Annotated in this window: 13 protein-coding genes; 6 read left to right on the top strand and 7 right to left on the bottom strand. The window is 69.3% G+C overall.

Features of this window, described 5'->3' with window-relative positions:
• Positions 1-102 precede the first annotated feature (102 nt).
• Positions 103-1,101 carry a multicopper oxidase domain-containing protein gene (locus tag OHS70_RS03775; RefSeq protein ID WP_328393612.1) on the top strand — a complete coding sequence of 333 codons (999 nt, stop codon included), beginning with the start codon at positions 103-105 and terminating at the stop codon, positions 1,099-1,101.
• Positions 1,102-1,512: 411 nt separating this feature from the next.
• Here OHS70_RS03775 and OHS70_RS03770 read toward each other — a convergent pair whose 3' ends face one another.
• Entirely contained in the window at positions 1,513-2,535 is a 1,023-nt protein-coding gene (locus OHS70_RS03770) for an ArsR family transcriptional regulator (RefSeq protein WP_328393610.1), read from the bottom strand.
• A 157-nt stretch (positions 2,536-2,692) separates the two neighbouring features.
• Here OHS70_RS03770 and OHS70_RS03765 point away from each other — a divergent pair, with 157 nt between their 5' ends.
• Positions 2,693-3,970, top strand: a complete 1,278-nt coding sequence (locus tag OHS70_RS03765; protein ID WP_328393608.1) for an alpha/beta hydrolase family protein — start codon at positions 2,693-2,695, stop codon at positions 3,968-3,970.
• 9 nt (positions 3,971-3,979) lie between these two features.
• On the opposite strand, the gene OHS70_RS03760 is transcribed toward OHS70_RS03765, so the two are convergent.
• Positions 3,980-4,405, bottom strand: coding sequence for a carboxymuconolactone decarboxylase family protein (locus tag OHS70_RS03760; RefSeq protein ID WP_328393606.1), 426 nt, complete (start codon positions 4,403-4,405; stop codon positions 3,980-3,982).
• A gap of 177 nt (positions 4,406-4,582) precedes the next feature.
• On the opposite strand from OHS70_RS03760, the gene OHS70_RS03755 reads away from it, so the two are divergent.
• Together OHS70_RS03755 and OHS70_RS03750 are read left to right on the top strand one after the other, a co-directional pair.
• Positions 4,583-6,229, top strand: a complete 1,647-nt coding sequence (locus OHS70_RS03755) for a recombinase family protein (RefSeq protein ID WP_328393604.1) — start codon at positions 4,583-4,585, stop codon at positions 6,227-6,229.
• A 405-nt stretch (positions 6,230-6,634) separates the two neighbouring features.
• Entirely contained in the window at positions 6,635-7,168 is a 534-nt protein-coding gene (locus OHS70_RS03750) for a hypothetical protein (RefSeq protein WP_328393602.1), read from the top strand.
• Between the two features lie 26 nt (positions 7,169-7,194).
• Here the strand turns inward: OHS70_RS03750 and OHS70_RS03745 are convergent, their stop codons facing one another.
• On the bottom strand, positions 7,195-8,061 hold the full coding sequence (locus OHS70_RS03745) for a hypothetical protein (protein ID WP_328393600.1): 867 nt from the start codon (positions 8,059-8,061) through the stop codon (positions 7,195-7,197).
• A gap of 264 nt (positions 8,062-8,325) precedes the next feature.
• Here OHS70_RS03745 and OHS70_RS03740 point away from each other — a divergent pair, with 264 nt between their 5' ends.
• Together OHS70_RS03740 and OHS70_RS03735 are read left to right on the top strand one after the other, a co-directional pair.
• Positions 8,326-9,123 (top strand): VOC family protein, encoded by a 798-nt coding sequence (locus OHS70_RS03740; RefSeq protein ID WP_328393598.1) that lies wholly within the window; start codon positions 8,326-8,328, stop codon positions 9,121-9,123.
• Between the two features lie 64 nt (positions 9,124-9,187).
• Positions 9,188-9,442 carry a WhiB family transcriptional regulator gene (locus OHS70_RS03735; RefSeq protein WP_328393596.1) on the top strand — a complete coding sequence of 85 codons (255 nt, stop codon included), beginning with the start codon at positions 9,188-9,190 and terminating at the stop codon, positions 9,440-9,442.
• 3 nt (positions 9,443-9,445) lie between these two features.
• On the opposite strand, the gene OHS70_RS03730 is transcribed toward OHS70_RS03735, so the two are convergent.
• The 4 genes from OHS70_RS03730 to OHS70_RS03715 are packed head-to-tail and all read right to left on the bottom strand — an operon-like array spanning position 9,446 to position 12,286.
• A complete protein-coding gene (locus tag OHS70_RS03730; RefSeq protein WP_328393594.1) occupies positions 9,446-10,051 on the bottom strand; it encodes a hypothetical protein in 606 nt (201 codons plus the stop codon).
• A complete protein-coding gene (locus tag OHS70_RS03725; protein ID WP_328393592.1) occupies positions 10,051-10,722 on the bottom strand; it encodes a hypothetical protein in 672 nt (223 codons plus the stop codon). The genes OHS70_RS03730 and OHS70_RS03725 overlap by 1 nt, the downstream gene beginning before the upstream one ends.
• A gap of 24 nt (positions 10,723-10,746) precedes the next feature.
• Positions 10,747-11,982, bottom strand: coding sequence for a putative T7SS-secreted protein (locus OHS70_RS03720; protein WP_328393590.1), 1,236 nt, complete (start codon positions 11,980-11,982; stop codon positions 10,747-10,749).
• Positions 11,975-12,286 carry a hypothetical protein gene (locus OHS70_RS03715; protein WP_328393588.1) on the bottom strand — a complete coding sequence of 104 codons (312 nt, stop codon included), beginning with the start codon at positions 12,284-12,286 and terminating at the stop codon, positions 11,975-11,977. The genes OHS70_RS03720 and OHS70_RS03715 overlap by 8 nt, the downstream gene beginning before the upstream one ends.
• Positions 12,287-12,394: the final 108 nt, after the last annotated feature.

The raw sequence follows: 12,394 nt of genomic DNA, 5'->3' as shown, positions 1-12,394 counted from the left end.
TTGTCCTGTGTGTGGATGAACCGAGATCCCCCGGCTACCGTGAGCCCGTCCCCGGGGTCACCTTCGCCCCGTCAATCTCCGTACAGCACTGGAGAGTTCGGCATGGACAGACGGAGCTTCAACCGGCGGATGCTCGCGGGTGGCGCGGTCGCCGCGACGAGTGTGACATCGTTATCACTTGCTTCCGCCTCCAACGCGGCGCCGGTTGCCACAGGCGCACCGGAGACTGCCCCGGCCGGCGGTCGGGTACGCCATCTCAAGCTCGTCGCCGAGAAACTGGCCGACGGCCGGATGGGATACGGCCTGGAGCAGGGCAAGGCGACGGTCCCGGGCCCGCTGATCGAACTCGTCGAGGGCGACACCCTCCATATCGAGTTCGAGAACCTGATGGACGTGCCGGTCAGCCTCCACCCGCACGGAGTGGACTACGACATCGCCAACGACGGCACCCGCATGAGCAAGAGCCATGTCGAACCCGGCGCCACACGCACCTACACGTGGCGCACCCACGCGCCCGGCAAGCGCACCGACGGCACCTACCGTCCGGGGAGCGCCGGTTACTGGCACTACCACGACCACGTGGTGGGCACGGACCACGGCACCGGGGGCATCCGCAAGGGCCTCTACGGTGCGGTTGTGGTGCGCCGCAAGGGCGACATCCTGCCGGACAAGCAGTTCACCATCGTCTTCAACGACATGACGATCAACAACCGCCCTGCCGCCGACCCGCCCGACTTCCAGGCCACCGTGGGTGATCGCGTCGAGATCATCATGATCACGCACGGCGAGTACTACCACACCTTCCATATGCACGGTCACCGCTGGGCGGACAACAGGACGGGCCTGCTCTCCGGCCCCGAAGACGTCAGCCGCGTGATCGACAACAAGATCACCGGCCCCGCGGACTCCTTCGGTTTCCAGATCATCGCGGGCGAGCATGTCGGCGCGGGCGCGTGGATGTACCACTGCCACGTCCAGAGCCACTCGGACATGGGCATGGCCGGCCTCTTCCTGGTGGCCAAGCCGGACGGCACGATCCCGGGCCACGAGCCGCACCACCCCGCGGCCGCAAAGCCGGGGGCCGGCGGGCACGACCACTAGGCCCTGCCGGGGCGATCTTGTCGGGCCTGCGACGCTCCCCCAGAGCTTCTCCCCCAGGACTCCGTCCGGGGGGACCCCCAGGAGGTACCCCCAGCTACGGCACCTCGCTGTGTTGTCGGAGTCGCCCAAGTGCGTCCGGTACGAGGGCGATCTTCCCCAGCCTCCGGCCGGGCGGTACCCCTACCGGCCTGCGATACGTCCCCTCGGCCCTGGTGGGCCTGGGGAGGCCCCATGTCTCGGCCCTGGTGGGCCTGGGGAGGCCCCATGCCTCGGCCCTGGTGGGCCTGGGGAGGCCCCATGTCTCGGCCCTGGTGGGCCTGGGGAGGCCCCATGTCTCGGCCCTGGTGGGCCTGGGGAGGCCCCATGCATCTGACGCCGCAGGCTGAACCTCGAAGATCGCCCGGACAGGGTCTAGGAGGGCCAGGGGCTGTCCGGTGGCGTGTGCGAGCCGCTTGCGTTTCCCCGGCAGCTGCCCCGTCGCTGAACCAGGAGGCTCCCCAGAGCAGTGCGTTGATGCAGGACCGCCCGCCCGGCGCGGACCGTGGTGATCAGGCCGGCGCCGCGCAGCGCGGCGGCATGAGCGGAAGCGGTGGCATTGCTGACGCCCAGCCGCCGGGCGAGTCGGCTGGTCGTGTGCTCCTGCGCGAGCAGGAGCAGAGCCTCGAAGCGGGTGCGCCCGAGCACCCCGGCCAGCGCGTCGTCCGTGCTGCCCGGGCCGGCCGGCGAGAGCGGCAGGCCCGGACCGGCCGGGTAGCTCACGATCACGGGGCGGTCGGGCACACAGGAGACGACGGGATGGGCCGTCCAGTGGAACGTGGGCAGGAGCACCACACCGCGACCGCGCAGCGCGACGTCCCGCGCACCGGATCCCTCGAACTCCCAGACGTCGTCCCGCAGCCGGGCGCCGGGGACCAGCGAGGCGAGCACGGCGCCTGTGCCGTGCTCGGCCACGGCCAGGGCGTGACGGGTGAATTCCGCCTGGTGCAGGTGCTGCACCACAGGCCATACGGGGCGCACCACCGCATCGAACGCCGCATGCTGTGCGCGACGCAGGATGTCCCATGCATCGGCGTCGCCCCGGTGCAGGTCTCGGATCCACGGCGGAACCGGGGAGGTGCGCCGGGCGTACACCCGCTCGATCTCGGAGCGGACCAGGTCCGGTTGTGAGGCCCGGACGAGATCCAGACTCTCCCGCAAAGAGTCGCCGAGCACGTCGATGAACCGGGGGGCCTCATCCGCGGGGACCAGGTCCCTCAGCGGCAGGACGGTGGCGGGCAAGGACCGCAGCAGTCGTCGTCGCCAGTGGCCGAAGAGCAACTCGTCGGTGGGGCGGGTCATCGTCATGAGGGCCGCGTTCAGTTCCTGCAACGGAGCCGGACGGGACGCGAAGCGGACGCGGGCGAAGTCGGCGGCCGTGAAATGGATCCGGATCACTACTCTCCCGGGCGGCGCTGCGCCATCGTTTCGGTCAGTACCTGAACGATCGCCCGCACTCCCCGCCGGGCGGCAGTGTTCGGTCATGCCTCCTTCATTCATTCAGGGGGCCGCCGTGAGGCGCAAGGACTGATGTCACAGAGGTACAAGGGGAGCCATGTTGCAAGAAGACTCCGGCCCTGGGCGGGCGGGTACCACCGGCGTAGGCCGACGGACCGTCGCCAAGTCGGCCGTATTGGCAGTGGCGACGCTGCTCGCGGGCGGTGGTGGCGTCGCACATGCACACGCCCCGGGACGAACACGGGCGCGGGGCAGCGGTGATGTCGTCGTGCGGCTGCCGTCGCCGACCGGTCCGCACCGGATCGGGGTGACCACGCTCCATCTGGTCGATCGTTCCCGGCGCGACCCGTGGGTCCCTGAGATCCCCGTCCGGGAAGTGATGGTCACCGTTTTCTATCCGGCCCGCACCGTCCGCGGATACCCGCTCGCTCCGCAGATGGCCGCCGATGCCGTCGATCTGTTCAAGGCGATCGACGCGTCCGTGCACCACTTGCCGGCGAACGGCGTGAACTGGGCGGCCACCATGACGCATGCGCACACGGACGCACCCGCGCAGCCCGTGCGGCGCCCGGTGCTGGTCTACAGCCCGGGAGGCGGCGACCCGCGCACGATGGGCACCGGGGTCGCCGAAGAGCTGGCGAGCCACGGCCATGTGGTGGTGACCATCGATCACCCCGGCGATGCCAGTGAAGTCTCGTTCCCTGGCGGGATGACGGGGAGGGACAAGGTCCGCCACACGGTGTTCACGGGAGATCCCCGGCAGGACCCACAGCTCTTCCGCACCGCGTTCGACACCCGGATCGCGGACACCCGGTTCGTGCTGGACCAGCTGGAAGTCCTGGCGGCCGGACGGAACCCGGACGCCCAGGGACGTGCCTTGCCGCAGGATCTCGGCCGTGCGCTGGACCTGCGGCGTGTGGGCATGTACGGCCACTCAGCGGGAGGCACCACCGCCGCCGAGACGATGTACGAGGATCGCCGCATCCGTGCCGCGGTCAACATGGAAGGCTATCTGGACCACCCGCCCAAGGCACCGGGAAAGGAAGGTGAGTTGTTTCCCGTCGCCCGGTACGGGGTGGACCGGCCGCTGCTTCTGCTGGGAACCGACGGCTTCATCGACCGACGCGGGCTGGAGTGTTCCTGGTCGGCCATGCTCGCCCACCCGCAAGGGCGCACCCGTCGGCGTGGGCTTCACAACGCCGCGCACTGGGTGTTCACCGACTACGCCGCCATCGCGCCCCAGTTGCAGGCCGCGGGGGTGATGGCCGCCGGCGACCGGATCAACCTGGTCGGTGCGATCGCCCCGGCGAGATCGGTGCCCGCAGTGCGTCATTGCATGCTCTCGTTCTTCTCCCGGCACCTGCATCCGCACTGATCTCTACGGCTACTGCGTCGCGACGGGCAGGAGCCCCCGCTCGCCGAAGACCTTCTTGGCGACGAACGTGGCGTTGAGCGCCCTGGGCATGCCGCAGTAGACGGCCGAATGCAGCAGCGCCTCCACGATCTCCTCGGGTGCGAGCCCCACATTGAGTGCGGCGTTGATGTGTATCTCGAGCTGCGGCTCGCACCCGCCGAGGGCCGTGAGCATCCCGAGTGTGACGAGCTGCCGGTCGCGGGGCGCGAGGCCGGGCCGGTCGTAGATGTCGCCGAAGGCCCAGGCGACGATCTGGTGGCCCAGCTCGGGCGATACGTCGGCAAGCGAGTCGACGACCCTGCGGCCGGCCTCGCCGTCGACGCGGCCGAGTACCTCCATCCCGTGGTCGAAGCGGTCTTGGCGGGCCTGCTCGGAGGCCCGGCGTTCGGTGCTCATGTGCAGTCCCTGTTCTGCTGCCGGCCTGCGTCGGCAGCGGTTCGTCGCGGCTTTTCGCCGGCCATGGGGCGACGGTAGGTCCTGGAGCGTGCACCAGGTCAACCCTCGGGGGCCGGGCCGTGATCGGTGCGGCGTAGGCTCATCAACTTCATTAGTTATCCCTAGTGTTGCGCATGTGTGATCGTGTGCGTGGAGTTGCTGCGTTTGTCCAAGGCTGCGAAGCGTCTCGGGATACACCCGATGACGCTTCGTCAGTGGGCTCTCGACGGCAAGATCCCGTACATGTGGGTCGGTCGCGAGCGCCGGTTCTCCTCGGTTGACGTGGAGACCATGAAGCGTGGCAGTAATTCCTCCCGTCCGCGGCTGGAGCTTCTGTACGTACGCGTGTCCGGCTCGTCCGGGCAGGTGTCTTCGCTGGAAGCTCAGGAGCAGGAACTGCGGGCCACCTCGACCGGTGAGATCGTCAAGGTTCTCCGCGACCGTGCCTCGGGCCTGAAGGAGAACCGGCCGGGTCTGAACCGGGTGTTGGCGATGGTGTCGGACGGCTCGGTGACCGTGGTCCGCGTGACGCACGAGGATCGGCTGGCGCGTTTCGGGGTGGGTTGGCTGAAGCGGCTGTTCGCCGTGTACGGGGTCGCCGTGGAAGTGCTGCACCCGAAGAAGCTCGGCTGCCGCGACGAAACTGGCGAGGAGTGGGACGCGGTACGTGCCGCGATACCGGGCGGCGAGTACCTGCCGTCCAGCATCATCCGGTCCCGAACCCGCCAGATCGTCTCGTTCGAGCGGAGCAACGGGCGGCTGCCGGCCGACCTGTTCGAGCTGGAGTCGACGCCGCGTGTGCCGCACATGCTGCTCCTCGCCGCGTGTGACGGACAGCAGGCCACCGTCGAGCGGTCCGCCACGGAGCCGACGAAGGCCCTGCTGCGTTTGCAACTGCCCACCCGCCCGGACCCGCAGGCATACCGCGACTGGACCTGGGTGGAGTGCGCGATCGCGCTGCCGCCCACGGTCCCGGCGAACGCGGTCATCCACCTGCCCACCCTGCGCATCACGGGCGGGAAAGTCCGTGCCGACCTCGCCTACACCCACGCCGTGCCGAAGACCCAGCGCACCGGGCACAAGGTGGCGTTGGGTGTGGACTGGGGCCTGAATACCCTCCTCAGCGCAGGCGCGGGCCGACTCCACCCCGACGGGAAGATCACCGCCCTCGGCATCGGCGGTCAGTTCCGTGCCGCCGGGATACTCGCCAAGCAGCACCGGCTGCGGAAGATCTCCGAGCGCCTGCACGCCAAGGCCGACCAGTACGCCCGCCTTGCCGACTCCGCCCTGGACGGCAAGGCCGCCACGCTGGCGGAGGAGATCCGCCGTGTCTCCGAGCGCCGCTCGAACCTCAACGACGCCCTCGCCTGGGCCGGCGCTCGCTGGGCCGTGGACCAGGCCGTCGCGGCCGGGGCCACGGTCATCTACCTCGAAGACCTCCGGTCGATGGAAGCCGGCGGCATGGGCCGCACCCACAACATTCGCATGTCCCAGACCGTGCGCGGTCAGATCGCCGACCGCATGCGGCACCTCGCCGCCGAGACCGGTATCGCCGTCGTCACCGTCCCACCGCGCAACACCTCCAAGCACTGCCCCAGCTGCCTCACCCCGCTGCGGCACCGCAAGGCCCCCGATCGGCCCACCGTGCGGGATGGAAGTGGGCCATCTGCCCCGGCTGCCGCTGGCAGGGCGACCGGGACCAAGGAGCCTGGCGACGGATCGCCGCCCGCGGCCTCGCCCACCAGACCAAGACCGTCGTCGACCGCGCCAGCGGCACGATGGTGATCCGCGCCGTGGTCGACGCGATGGAGGCCAAGGCCGTCATCACGACGGTCCCGAAGGCCGGCCGGACGGACCGGTCCAAGACCAGTCCGACCCGGCCACGAACCAACCGCCTCACGCCCAGGCGACGTGAGGTTCCCTCCCCGGCACGGCCCTCGGGTCGCACCGGCCAGCGTCCGGAGGGACACGCACCAACGGACCGGACACCGCTGCCCCGCGCAGCCCACCGGCACCAGAGCGTGACCACGATCAGCACACCCACCACCGGCCGGCACCGGCCACGCGGAGCAGCACTCGGCGTCGGATTCCACCTCCACGCTCACGCTTCCCCACCCAGGTGGACAGAACCCACACCCGACCCCACGGTTCGCACGGGTTCGCTTAGCTGATCAGAGACGCTCAAGAACCATGAGTGAACAGGCTGAGGCAGGCACGACGCGCCACTTGGTCCTCCATGACTACGGGATGGGCGGAGTGTGGTGGTGGGTGTGGGCGCACTCCGCGCGGGAGATCGTCGAGGCCTGCGCCGAGGTCGAGGTGGTCACGGATGCGGACTCCGTGCGGCGGGCGGAGACCTGGGATCTGGAGGAAATCCGTCTCGACGCGCCGGACCCCGGCCCGCTGTCCCGCTTCCGCGCGCAGCGGGACGCCCAGCGTGACCAGCCCGGTTTCGGTGTTCTGGCGGGCCGGGACCGCGTGTACCTGGGTGAGCGGGAGGACGGCGAGGGAACGCTCTGGCTGATGGAGCTCGGACCGGACGGGCGACGGCTGCGCCAGGTCGAGATCGGCCCGCAGGACGAAGGGATCAGGACGGGGCCCGACGACTGGCCGTTCAACCCGCCCCACGACCTCCACGATCCGCGCTACGCGGCCATGGAGATCGGCGCGGACGAGTTCGAGGGGGCGTGGCGCCGCGCCCGCTGCGAACCCGAGGGCTCCTGAGCAGGTCACCCGGGCCGCGGCTCCGGTCACTCTGCCGCTGACAGGTCCCACACCTCCCAGGCGGTGTACGGCTCGGCCTGGACAAAGATCCGCGGGCCGCGGCCGACCACTCGGCGGCGGCCGATCGCCGAGCCGTCCGGCCGGACGAGCGTCCCGTGCGAGTAGGGCTCGGCGGAGGTCTTGGTGAGGGTGCAAAGCACCAGGCGGTCACTGTCGCCCCCGTACCCGCCGAACAGGGCGACACCCTGGCCGTGCACCGCGATGGCACTGGCTCCGCTCACCGGAGTGGTCCATACGGTCACGGGACGTCCGGCACGGATCCGGAGCAGGGGAAACTCGGTGTACGGGTATGCCCATGCCGTGCCCGCATGCACGTTCAGCGCATAGCAGTCCGCGACGTACTCGACCTCGGAGGCCGGCTTCAGCGTCCACACCGCCTCACCGGTCGGCGACCAGCAGCGCACGCCGGGCGAACTGAGCGGGTCGTCGCCGAAGACGCCTTCGTCGAAGTAACCCACCCAGAGAGCGCCGGACTCGTCGGCGAGCAGGTGCCCGATTCCGTCGCCGACGGCGAAGGACCACGACGGTCGGCCCAGTGCGTCGAAGACCTGGACGTGATCCGCATTCCCGCGGCGGCGGGCGTCGGCGACGACGAAGCCGCCGTCGGGAAGTGCTTCCATATGGGGGTATCGCGCGGTCACGGCGCTCAGCCGCGTCTCGTGCACCCGACCGTCGTCGACCGTGACGACCAGCGCGTCGTAGACCGAACCGCGCTCCGGCCCGGCGAGCAGCCAATGGGCCTGCCCGAACGCGTCGACGGTGCTGCTCAGGATCGTCCGCCGCGCATGGGCGCGCGGCAGCCGGGCGTACGGAGTGAGTGAGGTGGTTTCCATGGTGCTCCTCGGCGGGGGGCGGCGGACTCGGGCGACTGATCACGCGGTCCGGCGGCGCATGGGCCGAGGGCAGCAGCGGCGGGCGACTACGCGGCATGGGCCTTTCGGGTGGTCATGGACAGGAATCCTGCATGAGCGGGCGGCACAGGCGCAACGGACTTCGCGGCGAGGGGACCCGCCTGGGGCCTTACTGGGTGCGCCGGTCCCGGATCGGTAGCAGACTCGGGACAGTCAATACGGGGGGACCCCGCAGAGGAGCGGACCATGCTCACCACCCCTTATGTCACCGGCACCCCGAACTGGATCGACCTCGGGACGCCGGACATGGACGCCGCGGAAACCTTCTACCGGGGCGTGTTCGGCTGGTCCTTCCGGTCGGCAGGACCCGACGCGGGCGGCTACGGCATGTTCCAGCTGGAGGGCAGGACCGCCGCGGGCGCGATGACTGTCCCCCCGGAGCAGGGCCCGCCCGCCTGGAGCGTGTACTTCCAGTCGCCGGACCTCGATGCCACGGCGAAAACGGTCATGGACAACGGCGGCGGCGTCGCACTCGAACCCATGGACGTCTTCGACCTGGGCCGAATGGCGATCTTCACCGACCCGGCCGGCGCCCGCTACGCCGCCTGGCAGCCCGGCAAGAACAAGGGCCTGGACGTCGTGAACGATCCCGGCGCCGTGGTCTGGCTGGAGCTCTACACCCCGGAGCCCGATGCGGCGCTCAATCACTACGCCGCGGTCTTCGGCTGGGAGACCTCCACCATGCCGCTGCCGGACGGGAGCGGCACGTACACCATGGTGAACCCGGCCGGAGCGGGCGCGGACGCCATGTTCGGCGGCTTCGTACCCCTCGCCTCGGACCCGCTGGAAGCGCAGGGCGACCCGTACTGGCTGCCGTACTTCGCGGCCGCCAACTGCGACGCGACGGTGGCCATTGCCCAGCAGCTGGGAGCGACGGTCCGGATGGCCCCGGTGGAGATGGAGGGCGTGGGCCGCTTCGCCAAGCTGGCCGACACGGCGGGCGCGAAGTTCGCGGTCATGCAGGGTGTGGAGACGCCGGCCTGACCCCTCGGGCTTCGTTGATGCTTCATTGACTCGGCGTTTATCGCCGGGCGGCAACGTGTCAGTCATGCCGATCAACATCATCACCGACCAAGAACTCTCCTGGCAGGAGACCGCGTTGTGCGCCCAGGCCGGCCCGGAGTTCTTCTTCCCGGCCCCAGGCTCATCCACCCGCGAGGCCAAGCAACTGTGCGGGGCGTGCGAGGGCCGCGTGGCGTGCCTGGAGTACGCGCTCGCCAACGACGAGCGGTTCGGCGTCTGGGGCGGCCTCTCGGAAAAGGAACGCCACAGCCTCCGGCGCGCGGAGCGCACGCCGCGCTGAGCCCTAGGTGGTCCGCACCTTCCCGCCTCTGACCAGGTCCGCCCGCTCGGCGAGCTCGTCCTCCTCGGGGGTCCCGTCCGGTACGGCTTCCCGGCGCGCATCGGGCACGACCCGCACGGGAAAGTGCCCGCCGACGGGCGAGACCACGCCTCCGTACCGGATGTCGCCGGCGAACCAGATCATGTCCGGCCGAGGGTTCTGCTTCTCCTTGAGGTTCACGGAGAACGGCGTGAACCTGAGAATCGGGGCGTGGTCGTCGGTGAACCTGATCCTGATGACCTTGGGGCTCTCGAGCGAGCGGTGGGGGTACTCGCAGGGGAAGGCGCGCCAGGGGTACGTCTTGAGGATGGCGGCGTTGCGGCGGGTGCGGCGTAGGGCGAGCAAGGTGACGCCCAGGGTGAGCGGGTAGAACAGGACGCTTGCGATGATCAGCGAGGCCATGTCCGACGGGGGAGTGACCACCCCCATGTACGACCATGCGGCACCGAACGCGAGCATCCCGCCCGACCAGATTCGGCGCTTGAGAACAAGTCGCCGGTGCCCCAAGGCTGTGGGCGGGTGATCGAAGGCCGCCTTGGACAGAGGGAGCGCAAGTGGCAGAGAAGTCATCAGAACAGCTCCAGGATGCGGGAATGCCTCGGAGCCGGTGCCGTTGACATCTCAGGGTCGGCGAAGGTCATAGTTCCAGCGATGCATTCGAGGATGTCGGCGTAAGAGTCCGCGTGGCGGGTCGCAGTGCTCGTGAGATCGGCTACGGCAAGATGCCTGCCGGTCGGGAACGGCACGGTCAGCCGTGCCTGAAAGACCTCGCACACCGGCGCGCAGATTCCGGCGTGCTCGAGCAGCTCGACAGGCGGTGGAGCCAGCAACCCGACGACCAGACCGGCGGGTACGCCAGCTGGTAACCCGATGAACCTGCAGGTGTGGGCCTGCCAGATCGACGAGTTGGCGACCGCGAGTGCGCCTTGGGCTGCCGCAAGGGCTGGTGTACGTGCTTCGATTTCCTTTACGGACAGAGAGAACAGGGAAACGCTCGCACCGTTCTCGCCGTCAGGATGGACACCGATCGAGGCATGCACTCCGGCGTCGACGTCCAGCCTGCTGATGAGCTCGAGAACTGTGCGAAGTTCGGTATGTGCGCGCTCAACGAACTGCTCGTTCTCGAGGACGAGGGGCAGGACCGCCAGTGACACCTGTTCGATCTCTGTTGCCCCAATGGCATCGAGGTTGTGGTAGCCAGGAGGTAACCGGAACCAAAGCGGGGGTTGAGAATTTGGCATGAGAACCGCCTTGCGAGGTTGAGATCAGCGTGCCAGTGAAGTCCAGGCTTGAGCAGCCTTGGCCATAGAGCTGGGGCCGTCGTCGAGCACGGCGCGAGTGCCATCAACGGCCGTGCCGGTGTGGGCAACGGTCTCGTGATCGTCGTACGGCGAGAGATGCGTGATCGCCGTTGCTGCTCCTGCCCCTGCGAACGTGTACTTGACACCTTCCTTCACGTACCGCGGCGTACTCTGCAGCGCCCACTCAGTGAGCGGGTTCTCCACTTGACGCAGGTCGTCCGTTGCGTTCCATACGCCGCTGGAGAACCCCCGCCCGCCCGCAACCGTCGCCGCAAGCGTGCCGGAATCCGCCGCAGCACTCGCAGCCTGGACTGCAGTCCTCGCGGACTTCGCACCGTGCGCGATCGCGGCGACGCCGGGAACCGAGCCGAGCGCGTCGCCCGTCAACGTGACCGCGCTGTCCCAGAAGTCGGCGTCGAACTCGCCTTTGGTGAAACCGTCCTTGAGAGACTTGCGCATCTTGGAATCCGCCAGATGCAGTGTGAGAGCGCCGATGCTGGCACCCGTCGCCACCAGCATCAGCACCAGCCCCGCCGGCGGAAAGACCGGGCCGATGGCCAAGGCCAGGAAGCCCGCGATGGCGGAAACATCGGACAGCAAATCCCCCAGGTCCTCGTCGATCCACTTCAGAACCTGGTCCATCACCCCCGGCTCCCGCGGCGCCAACCTGTCCGTCGCCTCGGTCAGCGACTTCGCGATGCGTGACGCCTCCGCCCGGTGCGTCTCCTCCAGTTCGCGGGCCTGGGCCCGGACCGTGGCCAGGGCCTCCCGGGCGCTCGTCACCGCGGCCGTCGCCGCCGAGAGTTCGGACCGGGCGATCTCCGGCGTGGCGCTGACCGCGTCGTGGTGGGACTCCGCCCGGGACAGTGCCGCATGGTCGAGCTTCGCGCGGGTCTCGTAGCGCGTCGCCGTCGCCTGGTAGCCCACCAGGTTGTCGTGCCAGGTGCGCAGTTGGGCCGCCGCCTTCGACACCGAGCGGTGGGCGTTCTTCAAGTGGCGGGGGAGCTCGCCGTCCAGCGAGTCGCGGAACGCCGTCGCCGCTTCGCCGCGCCAGTGCGAACTCTCGCCCAGGAGCTGCTCGACCAGCTTGTGGGCGGTGCCCAGTGCCGTCGCCGACGTCGTGAGCTTCTTCTGCAGGGCATCGATCGCCGTGGGGCTGCCCGGCACGGGGTCCCAGCCCAGGTACGGATACTCAGGCATGTGCGTCCCCTGTTTCCACCGCCAGGAACGCCGCGGCGATCGCCGTGTTGACCTCCGTGTAGCCCTTGTGGCTGGCCTTCACCCCGTCGTTCACCGACTTGATCCGTGAATCCAGCTGCTGCGCGCCGTACTTCCAGCGCTTCTGGAAGGCGTCGCACGCGTCGTCCAGTTCCTTCGTGCCGAGCTGGTCGGCGCGGACATGCTCCAGCCCGTGTCTCGCCTCGGCGAGTGAGGTCAGTGAGCGGTCCAGCGCACGGGAGAAGCGGCCCAGTTGATTCATGTCCGCCTGAAGAAGGCCATTCATGGCCGACCACCTTGGCAGAGCATCGACCGGACCGGATACATGCCGTACCTCGTACGGGTGGTGGGATATCCGGATGCTCGCATTGACGGCCGGTCGTTAGGATCACCG

Source organism: Streptomyces sp. NBC_00390 (assembly GCF_036057275.1).
Classification (GTDB): domain Bacteria; phylum Actinomycetota; class Actinomycetes; order Streptomycetales; family Streptomycetaceae; genus Streptomyces.
This window is presented reverse-complemented; position numbering and strand designations above follow the sequence as displayed.

Coding starts and splice junctions, on each gene's coding strand:
- OHS70_RS03760 (WP_328393606.1), bottom strand. CDS start 4,405: ATGAGCACCGAACGCCGGGCCTCCGAGCAGGCCCGCCAAGACCGCTTC.
- OHS70_RS03765 (WP_328393608.1), top strand. CDS start 2,693: ATGTTGCAAGAAGACTCCGGCCCTGGGCGGGCGGGTACCACCGGCGTA.
- OHS70_RS03745 (WP_328393600.1), bottom strand. CDS start 8,061: ATGGAAACCACCTCACTCACTCCGTACGCCCGGCTGCCGCGCGCCCAT.
- OHS70_RS03735 (WP_328393596.1), top strand. CDS start 9,188: ATGCCGATCAACATCATCACCGACCAAGAACTCTCCTGGCAGGAGACC.
- OHS70_RS03725 (WP_328393592.1), bottom strand. CDS start 10,722: ATGCCAAATTCTCAACCCCCGCTTTGGTTCCGGTTACCTCCTGGCTAC.
- OHS70_RS03720 (WP_328393590.1), bottom strand. CDS start 11,982: ATGCCTGAGTATCCGTACCTGGGCTGGGACCCCGTGCCGGGCAGCCCC.
- OHS70_RS03750 (WP_328393602.1), top strand. CDS start 6,635: ATGAGTGAACAGGCTGAGGCAGGCACGACGCGCCACTTGGTCCTCCAT.
- OHS70_RS03775 (WP_328393612.1), top strand. CDS start 103: ATGGACAGACGGAGCTTCAACCGGCGGATGCTCGCGGGTGGCGCGGTC.
- OHS70_RS03715 (WP_328393588.1), bottom strand. CDS start 12,286: ATGAATGGCCTTCTTCAGGCGGACATGAATCAACTGGGCCGCTTCTCC.
- OHS70_RS03730 (WP_328393594.1), bottom strand. CDS start 10,051: ATGACTTCTCTGCCACTTGCGCTCCCTCTGTCCAAGGCGGCCTTCGAT.
- OHS70_RS03740 (WP_328393598.1), top strand. CDS start 8,326: ATGCTCACCACCCCTTATGTCACCGGCACCCCGAACTGGATCGACCTC.